Annotated in this window: 18 protein-coding genes; 5 read left to right on the top strand and 13 right to left on the bottom strand. The window is 61.7% G+C overall.

All coding sequences use genetic code 11. The features are described from left to right. The first annotated feature begins 105 nt into the window (after positions 1 to 105). The 3 genes from RAK1035_RS11130 (at position 106) to RAK1035_RS11140 (ending at position 2,208) form a co-directional block, all read left to right on the top strand. Entirely contained in the window at positions 106 to 561 is a 456-nt protein-coding gene (locus tag RAK1035_RS11130; protein ID WP_037297168.1) for an Lrp/AsnC family transcriptional regulator, read from the top strand. Continuing rightward, positions 558 to 1,016 carry an Lrp/AsnC family transcriptional regulator gene (locus tag RAK1035_RS11135; RefSeq protein ID WP_008280087.1) on the top strand — a complete coding sequence of 153 codons (459 nt, stop codon included), beginning with the start codon at positions 558 to 560 and terminating at the stop codon, positions 1,014 to 1,016. Before RAK1035_RS11130 ends, RAK1035_RS11135 begins: the two co-directional genes overlap by 4 nt. A gap of 64 nt (positions 1,017 to 1,080) precedes the next feature. Further along, on the top strand, positions 1,081 to 2,208 hold the full coding sequence (locus RAK1035_RS11140) for an aminotransferase class V-fold PLP-dependent enzyme (protein WP_008280088.1): 1,128 nt from the start codon (positions 1,081 to 1,083) through the stop codon (positions 2,206 to 2,208). 3 nt (positions 2,209 to 2,211) lie between these two features. Here the strand turns inward: RAK1035_RS11140 and RAK1035_RS11145 are convergent, their stop codons facing one another. The 3 genes from RAK1035_RS11145 to RAK1035_RS11155 all read right to left on the bottom strand — a co-directional run bounded on the left by RAK1035_RS11145 (position 2,212) and on the right by RAK1035_RS11155 (position 4,398). Further along, positions 2,212 to 3,414 (bottom strand): UbiH/UbiF family hydroxylase, encoded by a 1,203-nt coding sequence (locus RAK1035_RS11145; RefSeq protein WP_008280089.1) that lies wholly within the window; start codon positions 3,412 to 3,414, stop codon positions 2,212 to 2,214. Between the two features lie 34 nt (positions 3,415 to 3,448). Further along, positions 3,449 to 3,667, bottom strand: a complete 219-nt coding sequence (locus RAK1035_RS11150) for a hypothetical protein (protein ID WP_008280090.1) — start codon at positions 3,665 to 3,667, stop codon at positions 3,449 to 3,451. A gap of 86 nt (positions 3,668 to 3,753) precedes the next feature. Then, positions 3,754 to 4,398, bottom strand: coding sequence for a pyrimidine 5'-nucleotidase (locus tag RAK1035_RS11155; RefSeq protein ID WP_037297349.1), 645 nt, complete (start codon positions 4,396 to 4,398; stop codon positions 3,754 to 3,756). Positions 4,399 to 4,500: 102 nt separating this feature from the next. Here RAK1035_RS11155 and RAK1035_RS11160 point away from each other — a divergent pair, with 102 nt between their 5' ends. Then, positions 4,501 to 5,151 carry a GntR family transcriptional regulator gene (locus tag RAK1035_RS11160; protein WP_008280092.1) on the top strand — a complete coding sequence of 217 codons (651 nt, stop codon included), beginning with the start codon at positions 4,501 to 4,503 and terminating at the stop codon, positions 5,149 to 5,151. On the opposite strand, the gene RAK1035_RS11165 is transcribed toward RAK1035_RS11160, so the two are convergent. Next, positions 5,092 to 7,023, bottom strand: a complete 1,932-nt coding sequence (locus RAK1035_RS11165; RefSeq protein ID WP_008280093.1) for a glycosyltransferase family 2 protein — start codon at positions 7,021 to 7,023, stop codon at positions 5,092 to 5,094. The two genes, RAK1035_RS11160 and RAK1035_RS11165, sit on opposite strands and share 60 nt — an antisense overlap. A 95-nt stretch (positions 7,024 to 7,118) precedes the next feature. Then, positions 7,119 to 8,267: a glutamine-hydrolyzing carbamoyl-phosphate synthase small subunit gene (carA, locus tag RAK1035_RS11170; protein WP_008280094.1), complete on the bottom strand. Its 1,149-nt coding sequence runs from the start codon at positions 8,265 to 8,267 to the stop codon at positions 7,119 to 7,121. Positions 8,268 to 8,430: 163 nt separating this feature from the next. Here carA and RAK1035_RS11175 point away from each other — a divergent pair, with 163 nt between their 5' ends. Further along, complete coding sequence (locus tag RAK1035_RS11175) at positions 8,431 to 8,889, top strand: GatB/YqeY domain-containing protein (RefSeq protein WP_008280095.1); 459 nt, start codon at positions 8,431 to 8,433, stop codon at positions 8,887 to 8,889. Between the two features lie 6 nt (positions 8,890 to 8,895). On the opposite strand, the gene RAK1035_RS11180 is transcribed toward RAK1035_RS11175, so the two are convergent. From RAK1035_RS11180 to RAK1035_RS11215, 8 genes are read right to left on the bottom strand one after another with little or no spacing between them, the layout of a single operon-like run. Then, the gene (locus tag RAK1035_RS11180; protein WP_008280096.1) at positions 8,896 to 9,810 is read right to left on the bottom strand and encodes an FAD:protein FMN transferase; all 915 of its coding nucleotides are present in this window, start codon (positions 9,808 to 9,810) and stop codon (positions 8,896 to 8,898) included. Position 9,811: 1 nt separating this feature from the next. Further along, positions 9,812 to 10,384: a nitrous oxide reductase accessory protein NosL gene (locus tag RAK1035_RS11185; RefSeq protein ID WP_008280097.1), complete on the bottom strand. Its 573-nt coding sequence runs from the start codon at positions 10,382 to 10,384 to the stop codon at positions 9,812 to 9,814. Continuing rightward, on the bottom strand, positions 10,381 to 11,214 hold the full coding sequence (locus RAK1035_RS11190; RefSeq protein ID WP_008280098.1) for an ABC transporter permease: 834 nt from the start codon (positions 11,212 to 11,214) through the stop codon (positions 10,381 to 10,383). The genes RAK1035_RS11185 and RAK1035_RS11190 overlap by 4 nt, the downstream gene beginning before the upstream one ends. Continuing rightward, positions 11,211 to 12,104, bottom strand: coding sequence for an ABC transporter ATP-binding protein (locus tag RAK1035_RS11195; protein WP_008280099.1), 894 nt, complete (start codon positions 12,102 to 12,104; stop codon positions 11,211 to 11,213). Before RAK1035_RS11195 ends, RAK1035_RS11190 begins: the two co-directional genes overlap by 4 nt. After that, positions 12,073 to 13,407 (bottom strand): nitrous oxide reductase family maturation protein NosD, encoded by a 1,335-nt coding sequence (locus RAK1035_RS11200; RefSeq protein WP_008280100.1) that lies wholly within the window; start codon positions 13,405 to 13,407, stop codon positions 12,073 to 12,075. Before RAK1035_RS11200 ends, RAK1035_RS11195 begins: the two co-directional genes overlap by 32 nt. A 3-nt stretch (positions 13,408 to 13,410) precedes the next feature. Further along, positions 13,411 to 15,363: a TAT-dependent nitrous-oxide reductase gene (gene nosZ, locus RAK1035_RS11205; RefSeq protein ID WP_008280101.1), complete on the bottom strand. Its 1,953-nt coding sequence runs from the start codon at positions 15,361 to 15,363 to the stop codon at positions 13,411 to 13,413. 2 nt (positions 15,364 to 15,365) lie between these two features. After that, positions 15,366 to 17,594, bottom strand: a complete 2,229-nt coding sequence (locus RAK1035_RS11210; protein WP_008280102.1) for a NosR/NirI family protein — start codon at positions 17,592 to 17,594, stop codon at positions 15,366 to 15,368. Beyond that, a complete protein-coding gene (locus tag RAK1035_RS11215) occupies positions 17,591 to 17,977 on the bottom strand; it encodes a hypothetical protein (protein ID WP_008280103.1) in 387 nt (128 codons plus the stop codon). The genes RAK1035_RS11210 and RAK1035_RS11215 overlap by 4 nt, the downstream gene beginning before the upstream one ends. Positions 17,978 to 17,997 lie beyond the last annotated feature (20 nt).

Here is a 17,997-nt window from a genome sequence, read left to right on the forward strand (position 1 = left end):
AGGCGCATCATAGGCATGACCGGGCGAAAGAGACTGGTGATTTCGGATTATTTCTGGTAAAGTTCAGCGTAATCATTCTCCATAAGCTAGAATATGGAAGAAACTATGCTCGATGATACTGATCGCCGCATCTTGCGCCACTATCAACATGCCCCCACCCTTGGGGCGTCGGACCTTGCAGAGCGCGCGGGCGTGACCTCGGCAACCTGCGCCCGCCGGCTAGAGCGGATGCAGCAAGAGGGCGTGATCCGGGCCAACCGCGCCGTGATCGACTGGCGCGCGCTTGGCTATGAGGTTGAGGTGTCGTTGCGCATCACGCTGGATAAAACACAGCCCCGCGCCTTTGACGAGTTCATCGACGCCGCAAGGAACGTGCCTGAAGTCATTGAAATACAGACATTTCTTGGCCGTGTTGACCTTCGCCTTTCGGTCATTGCGCGCGATATGGCGCATTACCAACAGCTTTATCGCAGCGCCATCCTGACCCTGCCGCATATCGCCGATATCGAGGCGCTGATGCATGTGGCGCGGATCAAATCCGACGAGGTGCTGCCGCTGTGATCGAGCTTGATACCCTCGACCGGCTGATCCTGCGCGAGATGGTGCGCGATGCCACTCAATCTGCAAGCGCGATTGGCCGCGCCCTTGGCCTGTCTCAGCCCGCCACATGGCGACGCCTGCAACGGTTGCGCGATACGGGGGTTATCAAGGGGCAACGCCTTGAATTAGATCACGAAAAGCTCGGTTTCGGAGTCTCGGTATTCCTTGGCGTCAAACTTGCCACCAAGGGCCGGGTCAGTCTGGAAGATTTCGAGCGCGCCGTCAGCGCCATCCCTGAAGTGCAGACGGTCGAGCATATCTTGGGCCTTTACGATTATCGCCTGCGGGTCGTGGCGCGCGATATTTCTGATTTTGAACGTGTTTTGCGCCGCCGGATCATGACCCTGCCGGGGGTGGGCGATGTCGAGGCGAATGTCCTTTTGAGCGAGGAGCGCCGCCCCGGCCCCATCGGATGACGTGCCGCACTGGACTTATGGGTGAACCCGCGCCATCTTGCCCGCAAGATAGAGGAGACATTCCATGACGGCCCTGCTTGACCATGTCGATCCCGATGGACTTTTGGAGTATTCGGTGGTGTTCACCGATCGCTCGCTCAACCATATGTCTGCCTCTTTTCAAGAGGTTATGTGCGACATTTCATCCATGCTCAAGGATGTCTACGCCGCTGATGCGGTGGCGCTTGTGCCCGGTGGCGGGTCTTATGCGATGGAATCTGTCGCCCGGCAGTTTGGCCGTGGCGCACATGCGCTTGTCGTGCGCAACGGCTGGTTCTCGTTTCGCTGGAGCCAGATTTTCGACGCAGGACAGTTCACCTCTGACACCACCGTCTGCATGGCCCGGCAAACTGGCAACGGGGCGACCACGCCCTTTGCCCCGGCCCCCATCGAAGAGGTCGTTGCAAAAATCCATGAAGCAAAACCCGACGTGGTCTTTGCCCCGCATGTGGAAACCTCGGCGGGGTTGATCCTGCCTGACGATTACATCACTGCCTTGGCCAATGCGGCGCATGAGGTGGGCGCGCTCTTGGTGCTGGATTGCATCGCTTCGGGCTGCGCTTGGGTTGATATGCGCGCGACGGGCGTTGATGTGCTGATTTCCGCGCCGCAAAAAGGGTGGTCGGCCTCGCCTTCTGCCGGTTTGGTGATGCTTTCGGCGCGCGCGCTGGAACGGCTGGAAGAAACGACGTCCGACAGTTTTGCGCTCGACCTCAAGAAATGGCGCGCGATCATGCAGGCCTATGAAAATGGCGGCCATGCCTATCACGCGACCATGCCCACCGACGCGCTGCGCGGCTTCCGCGACACGATGATCGAGACCCGCGATTATGGGTTCGAGCGGCTGCGCGATGCGCAATGGGACTTGGGCAATGGCGTGCGGGCGATGCTGGCCGCGCGCGGCGTGACCTCTGTCGCCGCCGAAGGCTTTGGCGCGCCCGGCGTTGTCGTCAGCTACACCAGCGATCCCGATATCCAGAACGGCAAGAAATTCATGGCAGAAGGTATGCAGATTGCCGCCGGCGTGCCGTTGCAAGTGGGCGAGCCCGAGGGCTTTCGCACCTTTCGTCTTGGGCTTTTTGGTCTGGATAAACTCTATGACGTGCCCGCCGCACTCAAGCGGTTGGAAACGGTCCTAGACAAGGTGCTCTGAGCTTTAGCCCCGTGCGCCAAGACCCATCTGCATCAGGGTTTTGCGCACTGGGGCCAGCGAGTAAATCGCGCTCAGCGCCTGTGCGCGCGCATCCCGCAATGGCTGTGTGCTCAGCATCGACGCGCGATTGAGCAGGTCGATCCCCGTCACGCGCGCCTGCACCTCGAAATGCCTGCGACGATGATAGGTGTCGAGCATGGTGCGGTCGCCCAAAGCCTCGGGGTTCGCCTCGGCCAGTTCCAGCAACACCCGCATATCGCCCAATGACATGTTGAGGCCCTGCGCGCCAATCGGTGGCACGACATGCGCGGCCTCGGCCACAAGCGCCACGCGCTCGCCTGACATGCGCTCTGCGACTTGGCTGATGATCGGCCAGACGGTGCGGCGTGATGCCAATGTCAGCGGGCCAAAAAGATGGCAAGACCGCACATTCATCGCAGCCTCGAATTCGGGCTCCGGCAGGGCGGCCAAACGCGCAACCTCTGGCCCTTCTTCCATCCAGACAATGGCCGAGGATGGCCGCCCGTCGTGATCGGGCAGGGGCACAAGAGTGAACGGCCCGCCAGAACGGTGGATTTCGGTCGAGACATTGTCATGCGGGATTGGGTGGGTGACGGCAAAGGCAAGCGCCTTTTGACCGTAACGCGTTGTTTTAACGTGAATTCCAGCCGCCTCGCGGATAGGAGAGCCCCGCCCATCGGCAGCGATCACCAAGCGGCATCGCACGCGGGTGCCGTCGCTCAGCCCCACGCGCGCCTCGGCTTCGCGGGTAAAGAGCGTGGCGGTGCCGGTGCCGGGTTTGAACGTGACCGAGGGCAGGCTTTCCAGATGCGCCACCATTTCACGGCGCAAAAGCCAATTGGGCAGGTTCCAACCAAAAGGGCGCTCGGAAATATCGCTGGCGTTGAATTCGCGCACGACGCGGGGTTCGGGCAATTCGCCACCTGCATCAACGATCCGCATCACTTGCAGGTCCGTGGCATGCGGCGCAAGACGTGCCCAAAGGCCCGCCCGATCAAGAAGCGCCTGCGCCGGCTGCAAGAATGCTGTGGTTCGCAGGTCTGATCCAGCCGCATCGCGCGCCGTCACAGGCGGGGCTGGATCGACGCAAAGCACCGAAAACCCCGCGCTGCCAAAGACAGCAGCCGCGGTCAGGCCAGCAACACCGCCGCCTGAAACCACGATATCATACGACGCCTGCGTCATTCTCAAAGTCTCCGAAATGGGATCTAGCGTCGGCTCAGCCCCGAGAAATCAGGATCAGCATCACCCAGATGACCGGAACCAGCGCCAGTGCCGGGATATAAAGCCCCGGAATGCCCCAGATCGCAATGCTCGTCGCCCATCCCGCCAGAAAAACCGCCACGCTGAGCAGGATCGGGCCAACGGCGGCGGCATCGGGATCATGGCTTTTGGCGGTGTCGTGGGCGGCAGTGGTGGGGGCTGTCGTCGCGGTCATGGCGGGCCTCATGGATCAAAGATTACTCTTGTGATGCATAAATATGTCCCGCCCCCCGCGATCAAAGGGACGTATCGCCGCAGCGCTTAGATGAGCCGCGCCAGAAACCCGCCCAGATCATCGGTGTGGTGATGGATGTGTTCGGCTTCGATCCGCTCGGGGGCGACATGCACGGTTCGCATTCCCATGGCATGCGGGGCCGCGAGATTGCGGGGCTCATCCTCGAACATGGCGGCTGTATCGGGGGCGCTCTGGTCTTGTGTCAGAATGGTCCGAAACGCCTCGGGTTCCGGTTTGGGCCGGTAGCCTGCGTGTTCCACGCCGTAAACGGCGTCAAACGCCCCCAAAAGCCCGCGCGCCGCGATCACCCGCTCGGCATAGGGGGCAGAGCCGTTGGTATAGACGATCTTGCGCCCCGGCAGGGCGCGAATGGCGGTATTGAGCGCGGCATCCGGTTCCAGCTTATCGAGCGAAATGTCATGCACCGCCTCAAGATAGGGCCCGGGATCGAGATCATGTAGCCGCATCAACCCCGCCAGCGTCGTGCCATGTTCACGCCAATAGTCATGTCGCAGCCGGTCTGCCTCGGCATGGGTGACACGCAGCATATCCATCACAAACCGGGTCATCCGCGCCTCGATCTGATCGAAAAGGCGGGCAGAAGGCGGATAGAGCGTGTTGTCGAGGTCAAAGACCCAGGTGCGGATATGGGTGAAATCAGGTTTGGGCATGGCGCTGATATAAGCGGGCGCGACATTGCGCGCAATCGCCCAAGGCTTGATCCCGCGCTCAAAGCGCGTAAGGTTCCCAGCCAATGCACAGAACAAACGGACATGCCGATGAAACCGCCCCCTACAGATGCCTATTCGTTGATCCTTGAGGCAATCGATGTCGGCATCTTCAAACCCGGAGACCGTCTGGTCGAGAGCGATCTGGCCGAACGCTTTGGTGTGTCGCGCACGCCCATCCGCGAGGCGTTGCAGCGGCTTGAAACGCAATCCATGCTCACCCGCGACGGGCGCAGCCTGATCGTGTCCTCTTTGGATTACAATCAGTTGGCCGAGCTTTATGTGGTGAGGGCAGAGTTGGAGGGGCTGGCGGCAGAGTTGGCCGCGCGCCATGCCACGCCCGAAGAGGTGCGGGTGTTGCGGGATATGGTGGAAGATGATCGCGCGCTCTTGGGCAAGCCGGTGGAACTCGCCCGTGCCAATCGGCGGTTTCACAAGCAGATACATCTTGCCTCGCACAACCGCTTTCTGGTGCAACAGTTGGACCTTGTGCATCGATCCATGGCGCTTTTGGCGACCACGTCTCTTGCGGCGGTCGGTCGGGATGAGGATGCGCTGCGCGAACATGATGCGATCGTGGCGGGGATTGAGGCACATGATAGTGCGGGGGCCGCGCAGGCCCTGCGGGATCACATCTCAAAGGCCTTTGTGACCCGGCTCAAGCTTGATTCCGGAGAGGTCAAATCCACCGTCTGAGTTTGGTTGACCACGCGCCGTGACCGAGAGGCCATGCGTGGTTTTGTCCCAAAAGAATGGCTTTAAGATGAGCTCATACAGGGCCTTATAGGCGGCAATTGTCCCGAGTGGTGTGTAAAAATGCATCGTCGGGGCCCATGCCATCAGATGCCGGTGTCGCGGCCCTGAGACCGAAGCCATGTGAATAGAGACATTCAGAACCTCTACCAGCAAGAACAGGCTGCCCAACGCCACCAGCAGCGCATGTGGGACGACCGTGTCGAGCGGGTGGGGCAAGCCAAAGAGAACCAGCCAAAAGGACCAAAGGACCGGTGCCAGCAGGAATTGTGAAAGCGCCGAGACGAAATGCGCCTGAAACCCCCAGAACTTGCGCGGTCCAAGCTGTGCATAAAGCAGTCTGGGCTGCCGCATATGCACCAGATAGGTGGTCATATACCCCTTGAGCCAGCGAGAGCGCTGTTTGATCCAAGGCCAGGCTCGGCAATTGGCCTCTTCCTCGGTTACGGTATGGATCATTTCCGTGCGATAGCCATGCCGGGCAAGGCGAAAGCCAAGGTCGGCATCTTCGGTCACATTGTGCGCGTCCCATCCGCCCAATTCCTCGAGCACGTCACGCCGGAAATAGAGTGTGGTCCCGCCAAGGGGAATCGCCAGCCCGAGACGCGCCATGCCCGGCATCAAGGTGCGAAACCATGCTGCGTATTCGATGGTGAAACAGCGCGCCAGCCAGTTTTGGCCGGGGTTGTAATAGTCGAGAATGCCCTGAAGGCAGGCCACCTCTTGTGGCACCTGCTGAAAGCGGCGCGCAATGATCGTGATCTGATCGGCCTCGGGCGCATCCTCGGCGTCGAAAATGCCAATGATGTCGCCCTGACAGAAATCTAGCGCGTAGTTCATCGCGCGCGGCTTGGTGCGTGGTTTGCCATCGGGTACGATCACGGGCCGCACCCATGGCGGCAGATCAATTCCCGCCAATGTCTGACGGGTCAGCGCGTCTTCTTCCTCGAGCACGAGGATCACGTCGAGCAGGCATTTCGGATATGTCAGGCGACTGAGGCGGGCGATAAGCGCATGGGCAATCTCGGTTTCGCGAAAGAGCGGCACGAGGATTGATACCTTGGGCAGGGGCTGTGGCGAGGAAGGGGCAGGGGGCGCATCAGAGCGGCCAGAGGTCTGTGCCACAAAGGCCGCGATTTTCAACCCGGCAGAGACGATGAGCGTAAAGCAGGCCCAGACCGCAAAGATGGAAAAAACCGTGATCGGAAAGGCGAGGCTGAGCGCCACAAGCACCGCAAGGGCCGCGAGCGTCAGGTGCAGGCGGCGATTTTGATGGGCACCCCAGGTTCGACAACTCTCGATCTCGGGCACGCGCGCCTCGGCCATGCTGCGCAAGATATCGCGATGCTCATGCGCGATGCGGTCCTGTATCGCGTGGCGCGGGGCCATCACAACGCGCGCGCGGTCCAGCTTGCGAGGCAGGGCAGGGCGCAGAGAGGCAAGGCTGTCTGGCCCGCCAGTGGCAAGAACAGGAACGCCAGCAGCGGACTGGATCGGCAGCACGCCATGTTTCAAAAGAAATCGCGGATCAAGACCGGACTCAACCAGTTCTGCGCGCATCACATCCTCGGCGCTCAGCCGCGTGCTTGAGAGGCGGCGGGCGTGGGCGGCGAGCAAGTCGTCTTCCGTGGCCAGCCCCTCGGCCTGAAGAATGCGGTCGAGCGACGTGTCGCAATGCCGCCGCACCAATTCGGCCAGCGTGGCATCCGAACGGCTGATCTTACCGGCGCGCACCAATTCGCGGCCCAGTGGGTTGATCGGCACCCGCGCGCCAGACCCTTGCGCCCGCATGTGACGCAGTTCGGAAATTCCCATATCGCGACCTTTCCCCTTGCGGCTGAGGAAAGACTAGGGCGCGCTTGGTTAACGATGTTTTAACGACAGGTTAACAGCCGAGGGATTATTCGGACTTATTTGGCCATAGAGGCCGCGAATCGCTCAAACAGGTAAAAGCTGTCTTGCGGACCGGGGCTGGCTTCGGGGTGGTGCTGCACCGAAAAGACCGGACGATCCTTGATCCGGATACCGCAGTTTGATCCATCAAACAAAGAGACATGCGTCTCGACCACGCCGGTGGGCAGAGTCTGGCTGTCGACGGCAAAGCCGTGATTCATCGACGTGATTTCCACCTTGCCGGTTTCCAGATCCTTGACCGGGTGGTTGGCGCCGTGGTGGCCGTGGTTCATCTTGATGGTCTGTGCCCCAAGTGCCAAGGCCAGCATCTGATGCCCAAGGCAGATGCCAAAGAGCGGCAGCCCCGCCTCAAGCACACCTTGGATCATGGGCACGGCATATTTGCCCGTGGCCGCCGGGTCGCCGGGGCCGTTGGACAGGAACACGCCATCGGGGGAATGGGCCAACACATCCTCGGCGGTGGCGCTTGCGGGCAGCACGGTCACATCGCATCCTGCGCTTGCCAAACAGCGCAGGATATTGCGTTTGGCACCGTAGTCGACCGCAACAACCTTGTGACGCGCGTCGGTCTGGCGCAGATAGCCCTCGGGCCACGCCCACCGCATTTCGTCCCACCGATAAGACTGCGCGCAGGTCACATCCTTGGCCAAATCCATGCCTTCGAGCCCGGCAAAGCTGCGCGCACGTCCCACCAAAGCCTCGACATCGAATTTGCCGTTGGGATCATGGGCAAGGGCCACATGCGGCGCGCCCTGCTGACGGATCGCACGGGTCAGGCGGCGAGTGTCGATGCCGCCAATCGCGATGCGGCCCCGCCGTGCAAGCCAGCTTGTCAAATGTTCCTGCGCCCGCCAGTTGCTCGGCTCGGTCGGGTCCCATTTGACCACCATGCCTTCGGCTACCGGCTCGGCGGTTTCGTCGTCTTCGATGTTCACGCCGGTATTGCCGATATGCGGAAAGGTGAAGGTCACGATTTGTCCGGCATAGCTGGGATCGGTCATGATCTCTTGATAGCCGGTCATCGCCGTGTTGAAGCAGAGTTCCGCTGTGGTCACGCCGACCGCGCCGAACCCGTAGCCATAGAACAGCGAGCCATCGGCAAGGGCTAGGCAGGCGGTCGGACGGGGGGTGGACGCTTGGGCCATGGGGGCGAGTCTCCGGCTCGGGCAAATTTGCGCATACCTACGGGTGGGCTGGGGGCGGGTCAAGGGTCTGATCGCGGTGCTGGGGCGACCAGCACGGCGGTTGCCATCGCCTACGCTTGGCGCTAGGCTCCCGCTCTTGTGACGATCATGGGGATGAAACGGAATGGAACTGCGGGCACGGGTCGATCAGGCCCTGAAACAGGCGATGCGCGACAAGGCGGCAGGCCGTTTGGCGACCTTGCGTCTGATCAACGCGGCGATCAAGGATCAAGAGATTGCCGGGCGCAGCGCGGACGGGACTATCCCGGTCGGAGACGCGGAAATCATGGCCATTCTCGCCAAGATGACCAAGCAGCGCAACGAGAGCGTGCGCGCCTATGAAGAGGGTGGGCGGCTTGATCTGGCCGAGCGCGAGCGCGACGAGATCCGCATCATCGAAGAATTCCTGCCGCGCCAATTGGCCGAAGACGAGATTGCCGCCGCAATCGACAAGGCGATTGCCGATGTGGGGGCCACCACGATCCGCGACATGGGCAAGATCATGGGCAAGCTCAAGGAACGCCACGCGGGCCAGATGGATTTCGGTGCGGTTGGTCCGCAGGTCAAGGCGCGGCTGGGGTAAGCTGCCTCAGACGGCGGCGCTCTGCACCACACTGACGCCAGAGATGGCAGATTCGGCCCGTTTGATGTCTTGGGCGGACATCAGGCACATGGCGGTGCTGAGCGCATCAGCCATGGCGGCGCTTTGTGCGGTGACGCTGATGAGGTGCCAGCGTGGCGTAGCAGGGGTGCCGGTGCGGGGATCCAGGATATGACCCGCTGTGCCCTCTGCATCAAAGACAGTGCCACGCGGGGCGGAGGAGGCCAGAGCGCGGTCGCGCAGGCCCAGATGCGGGCGGCCGGGCGTGTCTAGGATCACGGGCCAGTCGCCGCCATCCGGATGCCCGCCAAGGGCGCGCAACTCGCCGGTGTCGATCAAGATGTCGCTCAGCCCTTCGGCCTGCAAAAGATGCGCGATGCGATCCGCGATATAGCCCTGTGCGATGCCATTAAGCGTGAGCGCCATACCGGGCCGCAGATTGATGGCGGTTGCGCTGTAGCGCAGATCGCTCCACGTTCCATGGGCGCGGGCATTGGCAATCTCGGCCTCTGACGGGGCATGTCCTGCACCATAGCTATGCGCGTAGAGATCCCAAAGCGGTTGAACAGTAGGATCAAAGAGCCCATCCGTGGCGCGATGTGCTGTGGCGGCGATGGATAGGCAATCCAACAACTCGAAAGGTGGTACGTCGAGGTGCCCGCTGGCGTTCAGTTGGCTCAGCGCGGAGGTGCTGCGGTAGAGGCTGAAGACCTGCTCCAGCCGTTCGATCTCGGCGCGGGCGGTTTCTGTGATCCGCTCTGCCTCGGGGTGGCTGAGCGTGATCGTGGCGCGTGCACCCAAGGCGATCCCCTGCCAGCGGTGCAGGGGTGTGGCCTGAGCAGAGCGGGAACACGAAAGCGCTGCGGCAGAGATGGTCAAAAAACGGCGGCGGGAGAGGGTCATGTCAGTTCTGCCTTTCGCGGGACAGGTGTTTTAGCCGTGCTTCGAAATCTTCGTCTTCGTCGCGGTCGGTGATGCCGGTGGCGATAGGCACGGCTGATAGCACATCGGTATCCGCCACCTCGGCCAGCCGCAGAACATGCCCGCCGCGCGTATCGGCAAAGGCGGCAGCATCCTTGGCGTCGAGAAACGGCACCAATTCGGGCGCGTCCATGCCGCCCGTAGCCGTTGATCCGACCACGTAATGGGCCGATGTTGCGTCGATCCAGTTCTCGGCGCCGGGCTGGTCCCAACTGGCGGCGGCGGCCATGTCGTTGACGTAGATGGCCGTTATGGCGTGGCTTTGCTCTGGCATGCGTTGATAGGCGATGGCGTCGCGCACCTGACTGAAGAAGAGCGGGTGATCCAGACCCTCAAGATGGACCTGCGCCTTGGGGCCGGGATGCTCGAGCAGGTCCATTTGGCAGTAATGTCCGGTTGCCTCTGCCGTCAAAGGCACAGGGTCAGGGCGTGTGGCCACCTCTTCCTTGCAGGCGGCAAGGGCGAGGAGCAAGAACAGGAATGGGAGCCATTTCATGGTGTGACCCTCCGCAGCGCTGCGACCGCCAGACCAAAGGCAGCAAGGGGCCAAAGCAGGACCGAGATCAAAGCGTGGACCGCCGGAATGGTCTGGGCCGCCCCACCAAGGCCAGAGGCCGCCGCCGTCGCCTCGGATGCGGCAAGATTGTAGAGGCGAAAGGCATCGGCGGGATTGGCCAGCAAAAGCCACGGCAGGGCACGGGCGGTAAAGACCCCGCCACCATCTGCCACGACCGCCGCCAAAAGACCCAGATCGTAGAGCACGACCAAGGCCAGCCAGACGCCGATTGCCAGCCCCGCCGCTGCCCCCGGACGCCGCGCAATGGCCGAGAGCGCATAGCCCAAGGCGAGAAACACCGCCCCCAACAGGATCGAGGACCAGAAGAGGCGCAAAAGCGCGGGCAGGCCTGTCACCGCCTCGGGATCGGTGGCAAGCGCGGTGATGGCCGCCAACCCATAGCCCGCGCCCACAGCAATCGTCAGCACCGCCAGATGGGCGATGAACTTGCCCATCAGGATGCCGGTTCGAGAGACCGGATAGGTCAGCGTCAGCGAAAGCGTGCCGCGCTCGATCTCGCCTGCCACGGCGTCAAAGGACATCAAAAGCGCCATCAACGGCACGAGATAGACGCCAAGAGACGTCAGGCTTGCCACCGTGACCGAGAGCGCATCCACGCCCACGTCGCCGGTTGGGGCGCTGCCCGCCGCCGAGAGGACAAGTGCAAAGAGCGCCATCAACGCAACGGTGATCGTCACCCAACGATTGCGAAGCGCGATGCGGAATTCGGTGGTGCCAAGGGCGAAGACGGGGCGAAAGAAGGCGGTCATTGGTCATCTCTCCGGCTGAAATGGCTGTAGAGGTCTTCAAGGCTGGGCGGGATGATTTCGACGTCCTCAATCAGCCCTTTCAGCGCAGCAATATGGCCAAGGCGGGTCAGCTTCTCGTCATGGGCGCAGGTCAGATCGACCATGACGCCGTTGCGACGCCCTCCAGACAGTTGCGCCGCCACCTGATCCGCCGCGCCCGGGCGTGCCGAGATTTGCAGCCGAATTGGCAGCGCGGCCTGACGGCGCAGGGCATGAAGCGTGTCATTCGCCATCAGACAACCCTTGGAGAGGATCACGATCCGGTCGGTGCGGGCCTCGACCTCGGTCAGGGCATGGGAAGAGAGCAGGATTGCAGCACCTTCTGCGGCGAGACCGTCGAGGATGGCGTAGAACTCGCGGCGCGACACCGGGTCGAGACCACTGGTCGGCTCATCAAGGATCAAGAGGCGAGGTTGGCCGATGAGGGCCTGAGCCAGCCCGACACGCTGGCGCATGCCCTTGGAATAGGTGCCGATGCGGCGGCGGGCGGCCTCGCCCAATCCCACACGCTCCAAAAGGCCCATCGCCTGCGCCGGATCGCAACCGCGCAGGCGCAGGTAAAGGCGGATTTGTTCAAGACCGGTCAGGGCCGGGTGAAAGGCCACGTTTTCCGGCAAATAGGCGGTGCCCTCGCGGGCGGCCTGACTGCCGGGGGCGGCACCGAGCACCTCGATCTGACCAGAGGTGGCGGGAATCAGGCCAAGGACGATCTTCATCAACGTGGATTTGCCTGCGCCATTGTGGCCAAGGAGCGCCACCCGTTCACCGGGGGCAACGGTAAAGTCCACCGCATCAAGCGCGGTGACGCCATCGTAGCGCTTAGTGACTTGCGAGAGGGTCAAACGGGGCATCATCTGTCTTTCTGTTGCGTGCGGCGGTCATGGCCTCAGCTTCCATTGCGGCGATAGTATCCGGCACTGTCACGAGGACGGGCCGCATCAGGGGCGCGCTGTCCAGCACGCCACCGGGCAGGGAGGCGGGGAAATGTTTCTGGCTCCAGCGGATCAGTTGCACAGCGGGTGCGCCCATCAAGAGGCTGGCGGCGGGTTGCGACCACAGGATGTGGTCCATCAGGTCATTGGGGCGAAAGCTGGCATCGGCGATGCCATTGCCATCCAGATCAAAGGCGGGGTGGTCCGACCAATAGTTACCGCGCCCGTCATAGCTCCATTCCACATTCTTGGTGCCGACGTATTTCACCTGCGTCCGGTTGCCGACAAAGGCGTTGCCGGTGATCGCATTGCGTTCCGATCCGGCGGTGAAATGAATGCCGATCTCGCAGCCTTCAAAGCGGTTGTCATAGATCAGGTTGCGGTGAGCGTTGTAGATAAACGTGCATTTCTCTGCGCCGCCCCGCACCAGATTGCCGCGAATATCGGCGTTGTTGGCGTAGTTGAGCATGAGGCCGTGACTGCGGTCTGCGAGGCTGAGATTGTCATGCACGGTAATGCGGTTCGAGAACATCAGCGCAAAGCCAAGGGTGTTGCCGATCGAGATATTGCCCGACACCTCGGAATTGTTGGCATACATGTAATGCACTGCAAAACGCAGGTCGCGCATCAGGTTGCGGCGAAAGATGCCGTCGTTTGAGGCATTCACAAAGATGCCGTCACGGCCAAGGCGGATGTCGTTATCCTCGATGATCGTGCCCGGCGCATTCCAGACATAAACCCCATTGCCACGGCTGTTCATATGGTGATCCGTGCGTCCGACAATGCGATTGCCGCGCACGGTGGCGTCCTTGGGACCATGCACATCGACGCCGTAGAGATTGCCCAAGATGTCGTTGTCTTCGACCAGCACGCGCGCGGCACTCCGGGTGATCTGAACGCCGCTGTCGATAGCGTCGTGATCGCTGCCCGATCCGGTCAGGGTGAGGCCGCGCACGGTGATATCGCTGCCGGTGATGGTGACAACGCTGCCAACACCGCCTGCGTCGATGGTGGCTTTGCCTTGCCCGTCGAGGGTAATCGCGTGATCGAGTGTTACCGGGCCCGCATGCAGGCCCGGTTCAAGGGTTAGCACATCGCCGGGAAGTGCCCCGGCGATGGCAGAGGTAAGCGCCCCGGTCTCGGCTGGCACCCGGCGTTCCGCCGCATCGACCAAGGTCGCTGCGCCGCACAAGAGGATCAGGCTGAGAAAGAGGCGCAGCATGGCTCAGGCGCCTTTCGGTTCTACGAACATGCGACCGCGCATTTCCATGTGCAGCGCATGACAGAACCACTGGCAATAATACCAGTAGACCCCGGGCTTGGCCGCCACAAAAGTGGCCGAAGCGGTGGCCTGCGGGGCAAGTTCCATCGCCACGCCGTGATCGCCCATGCAGAAGCCATGTGTCAGATCGTCGATGTCATCGAGGTTGGTGATGATCACCGTCACCTCATCGCCTTCCTTGACGGTAAAGCTTTCGATGCTGAAGGCGGGGGCCACGCTCGACATATAGACACGCACTTTGTTGCCATCGCGAATGATCGTATCGGCCCATTCGTCGATGTTGACCCCGTCCTTTTCAGCCTGCGCGCGGGCATCAGCCCACATCGGATCGTTACGGTCCCAGGCATTGCGCGGGTTCACGACAGAGCGGTGGACGATGATGCTGTCATGCGGTTCTGCAAAGGTCGGGCTGTCATGCAAGAGCGTCAGGTTGGTGCCGTCCAACGAGAAAAGCTGCTCGTTCTCGGGTTTCAGAGGGCCGACGTTGAGAAAGCGATCCTTGGAAAACTTGTTCATCGAGATGAACCACTTACCATCCGCCTCAAGCGTCTCGCCCATGGAGGTGGAGTTGTGGCCAGGCTGGTAATGCACATCCACCTTGGAGCGGATCGGATCGACGTTTTCGCCCGCATAGGCCCGCACTGCATCCTCAATGTTCCAAATCACCACCTGACTGTCGAGAAAGAGCGTGGTGAGCGCGTTGCCCTTGCCGTCAAAGGCGGTGTGGAGCGGCCCGAGGCCCAATTCCGGCTCGGCCACCACGACAGAGCGTGGATCGGCCCCCTCGTAGAACACGGCATCCAACTTGCGTACGTCGATCACCGAAACAGTAGGCGAGAGTTTTCCGGCGATGCAGAGGTGGATCTTGTCTGGTGCCATGTTGCAGCCATGCGGGTTGTTTGGCACGGGGATGTAGCGCGTATAGTCCTTGTTCTGGCCTTTGCGCCCGTCGATCACCTTGACGCCGTTCAATTCGATGAAATCGCCCGCCGCGATGCCTTTTTCGATTTCGGCAAGGTTGAAGACGACGACGTGATCGCGCTCGGCTTCCGTCATCTCAGGCAGCGAGATACCCATTTCCGAGTTGTAAGAGGTCGAGAAGGCATACTTGCCGTCGTAATCGGCATCGGTATTGTCAAGGTTGCCCGAGACCATCACCTGCCACGCCACTTCCATCTTGTCGGCGTCGATGGCGGTGTAGAAGTTCACATATTGCGACGGGTCATCCAGAATTTGGCCGTCATTGACCATCGGGCCCTCATCCTCGCCATTTGCAAAAACATAGTTGGTGCGCGGCCATTTTTGCGGGCGCAGACCGTGGATCGCCTTGGCATTGGGGATTTCGAGGATCTTGTCAGCCTTCATCACGTCCAGCCGCACACGCGCGACGCGGGTATTGGCCTTGTCGTTCATAAAGAGGAAGCGACCGTCATATTTGCCCTCGGTAAAGGACATGTGGACATGGTGCAGGTCGCCGTTGTCATGCACCTTTTTGCCATTAGCGGCGAGGTAGTGCTTGGTGCGCTCTGACATGCCCTCGGTCAGCACATTGAGGGATTCATTGGTCTGACCCCAGCCGGTTGCCGAACAGCGGTTGAACACAGGGATCCGCATGAATTCACGCATCGACGGAATGCCGAGGATACGCACCTCGCCGGTCTGACCCGAAGACCAGAACCCGTAATATTCATCGAGTTCGCCGGGGGCCAGATGCGATGAGGCCGCAGCCGCTTTGGCTGTTGTCGGCGCGGTTGCAGCGGCGGTCGCCACACCGGCGGCCCCACCCAAAAGCGCCATGCGCGAGGCACCCATGGCCCCAAGGGCCGCAGCCCCGCCAGCAGTGGCGCCCAACAGGCCCCTGCGGCTGATCCCGGATTTCTTGACATCGTTTGACATGATTATTGTCCTTTCTTCATGTTGGGGTGGTTTGCGATCATCCGGTCCAGCGCTGCTGCGCTTTCAGAGGCGCTCTTGCGGCGCTTCACGTTCTTGATGACGACCGGACATTTGGCTTCCGACTGGTAGAGGACCTGACAGTGCAGACAGTTCAGGCACTCGTTCGGGTTGATCTCGCCAGTGGGATGGATGGCCTGAACCATGCATTCATGGGCGCAGGTCTGGCAGGGGTTGCCGCATTCGCGGTAGCGCTTGAGCCAATCGAACATGCGCAGGCGGGCAGGGATCGCGAGTGCGGCACCAAGCGGGCAGAGGTAGCGGCAGTAGAACCGCTCGACAAAGAGGCCTGCCGCCAAAAGGGCCAATGCATAGGCGACAAAGGGCCAGGCACGCGCGAATTTGAGCACGATGGCGGTTTTGAACGGCTCGATCTCGGCCAGATGTTCGGCCTGTTCGATCGAGGCCAATGAGACCCCGAAAAGGCCAAGAAAGATCATGTATTTGATCGGCCAGAGGCGTTCATGCAGGCCCCAAGGCAGGGTCCATTGCGGCACGCCCAGTTTGCGCGCGATGCGGTTTGTCAGCTCTTGCAGCGCGCCGAAGGGGCAAAGCCAGCCGCAATAGGCCCCGCGCCCCCAAAAGATCAGCGCGGCGGCGACAGCGAACCACAGGATAAAGGTCAGCGGATCAAGCAAAAACGCCTGCCAGCTGAAATCCGAGGTCAGCGCACCAAAGAGCGCCATGAGGTTGACGACCGACAGCTGTGCATTGGCATACCAGCCCAGAAAGACCAGCGTGACGGTGAGAAACCCCATGCGGAACCAGGTTGTGACCCGTTCGGAGCGCACCAGAAAGCTTTGGAAGAAGAACGCGAGCGTGAGAACTGTCAGCATCACGCCAAGGCCCACGATTTCGACGGTCTTGTCGCGCCAGATCCGGGACCAGAGGGCGGTTTGCGCGGCGCTCTCGGTTGCGGTCTCTTGCGCCAGCGGCGGTGCTGGTGTCGGGGCGGCCACCGGGCGCAGGTAGGCGGCCGGCAACTGATAGCCCAGATCGAAGGTGGTAAAGACCCTCTCGATGGCTGCGACATCGCGCTGCGCCAAAAGTTGCAGGCGCCACGGCTCTGCGGGGTCAAAGCCAGCATCGGCGGGGATCTTGAAGATGTCCATTTCCGAGAGCGCGGGCGCGCCATCGGCCATGATCTCGCCCACGCGGCGGTGGCCCCGGTCGCGGAACCGCACGGAATCTTCGCCCTGCACCAGAATGATGCGATCAAACACCCCGCCCCGCACATAGCCCGACCCCTTAAAGGAATAGAGACCACGGGCGGCGACCAGAATGGCGTGTTCCCCCTCGTCCAGCCAGTCGGCGAGATTGGCGAATTCCGCCTCGCCCAGCAGTTGCCGCCCGATGGCAGGCACGCTGATGAGTGTGGCATACATGTCGATATAGGTGTCGTCCTCGGGCGCGGTGATCGGGCGGGCAGCGGCGCGGGGATCGTCCATCGCGGCAAAGGCGGCGTTGACTTGCCCCACATCCAGCGACATGCGGCGCAGCGTGCCATCGCCGGTCAGGGTAAACCAATCGCTGGCCGCCTGCGCATCAGGGTTCAGCTCGAATGTTGGGCCGGTGTGGGCCGCGAGTGGCGCAAGCCCCCCCAGCCCTAGCGCGCGGGCGACACGGATGCCCGAACGGGTGATCGAATCGTCGATCACCATGATCGTGACCGTCGCGCCCGAGATGATGTCGAGCTCATGCCCCGATCCGCCTGCTTCGGCCTCGGCCACCAGATCAAGGCCCACGAAATCCGCAACCAGTTTGGATACCTTGGCCTCGGGGATACCGATGAGGACAATGGGTTCTGAATGTTTGACCAGCTTTACGCCGGTCAGCTTGGCATCCAGTCCGACGGCGACCATCACATGGATGGGCTTGCCGGAATAGCCAGTGGTGCCCACGAAATCGGACGTGATGAAAGCCCAGCCAATTGTTTCTCCGCCACGCAGCACCGGGGCCACGGGCAAGTCGTTGCGCATTGCGCCATAGCTGTCTGCACCCTCGACCAGCGTCGCGGCGGGCACTTTGGCCAGATATGTTTCAAGATAGGGGGATTGCGCCTGAACCGCCGGGGCCAAAGCCAGCAGAGCGATCCAGAAGGCGGCGATACGTGCCAGAAGGCCGAACGCGCGGCGGCGCAAGAAGAGAGCAAGGGGCATCAGGGGGTCTTTCATGCTGTCGCCTTTGCCGCCGGGGGTGCGCGGCTTTGAGCGGTCAGGATCATTTCGGGATGATGCAGGTCTGCGCCGGGCTGATCCCGGTCAGCAGCCGTCACGCGCTGCGCGCCAAGCTCGAACTCTGCGGTGAGCAAGACGTAAGAGCCGGTCTGCAAACACTCGTCGCAGAGTATCTTTTCGCAATGCGGCAGGTTTACCGGCGTGCCATCGCGGGCAAGATGCACGGTTTTCTCGCCCTCGGCCCCCGCGCAGATCACCATTTGCGTCAGAGTGGCCTTGAACGCGGCAACACCTGCTGCCCGGCCCGCAGTCAAAGCGCCCAACGCCAAGGAGAGCGCAAGGAGGCTGGTCAGCAGAAAGAGGGCGTATTTCCGTATCATTGGGCCAGCATGTCGTGAGT

Source organism: Roseovarius sp. AK1035 (assembly GCF_003288315.1).
Classification (GTDB): domain Bacteria; phylum Pseudomonadota; class Alphaproteobacteria; order Rhodobacterales; family Rhodobacteraceae; genus Roseovarius; species Roseovarius mucosus_A.

Bases quoted from the DNA above. Each gene is read 5' to 3' on its own strand.
- RAK1035_RS11130 (WP_037297168.1), top strand. From the start codon at position 106: ATGCTCGATGATACTGATCGCCGCATCTTGCGCCACTATCAACATGCC.
- RAK1035_RS11140 (WP_008280088.1), top strand. From the start codon at position 1,081: ATGACGGCCCTGCTTGACCATGTCGATCCCGATGGACTTTTGGAGTAT.
- RAK1035_RS11145 (WP_008280089.1), bottom strand. From the start codon at position 3,414: ATGACGCAGGCGTCGTATGATATCGTGGTTTCAGGCGGCGGTGTTGCT.
- RAK1035_RS11150 (WP_008280090.1), bottom strand. From the start codon at position 3,667: ATGACCGCGACGACAGCCCCCACCACTGCCGCCCACGACACCGCCAAA.
- RAK1035_RS11155 (WP_037297349.1), bottom strand. From the start codon at position 4,398: ATGCCCAAACCTGATTTCACCCATATCCGCACCTGGGTCTTTGACCTC.
- RAK1035_RS11160 (WP_008280092.1), top strand. From the start codon at position 4,501: ATGCCGATGAAACCGCCCCCTACAGATGCCTATTCGTTGATCCTTGAG.
- RAK1035_RS11165 (WP_008280093.1), bottom strand. From the start codon at position 7,023: ATGGGAATTTCCGAACTGCGTCACATGCGGGCGCAAGGGTCTGGCGCG.
- carA (WP_008280094.1), bottom strand. From the start codon at position 8,267: ATGGCCCAAGCGTCCACCCCCCGTCCGACCGCCTGCCTAGCCCTTGCC.
- RAK1035_RS11175 (WP_008280095.1), top strand. From the start codon at position 8,431: ATGGAACTGCGGGCACGGGTCGATCAGGCCCTGAAACAGGCGATGCGC.
- RAK1035_RS11180 (WP_008280096.1), bottom strand. From the start codon at position 9,810: ATGACCCTCTCCCGCCGCCGTTTTTTGACCATCTCTGCCGCAGCGCTT.
- RAK1035_RS11185 (WP_008280097.1), bottom strand. From the start codon at position 10,384: ATGAAATGGCTCCCATTCCTGTTCTTGCTCCTCGCCCTTGCCGCCTGC.
- RAK1035_RS11190 (WP_008280098.1), bottom strand. From the start codon at position 11,214: ATGACCGCCTTCTTTCGCCCCGTCTTCGCCCTTGGCACCACCGAATTC.
- RAK1035_RS11195 (WP_008280099.1), bottom strand. From the start codon at position 12,104: ATGCCCCGTTTGACCCTCTCGCAAGTCACTAAGCGCTACGATGGCGTC.
- RAK1035_RS11200 (WP_008280100.1), bottom strand. From the start codon at position 13,407: ATGCTGCGCCTCTTTCTCAGCCTGATCCTCTTGTGCGGCGCAGCGACC.
- nosZ (WP_008280101.1), bottom strand. From the start codon at position 15,363: ATGTCAAACGATGTCAAGAAATCCGGGATCAGCCGCAGGGGCCTGTTG.
- RAK1035_RS11210 (WP_008280102.1), bottom strand. From the start codon at position 17,594: ATGAAAGACCCCCTGATGCCCCTTGCTCTCTTCTTGCGCCGCCGCGCG.
- RAK1035_RS11215 (WP_008280103.1), bottom strand. From the start codon at position 17,977: ATGATACGGAAATACGCCCTCTTTCTGCTGACCAGCCTCCTTGCGCTC.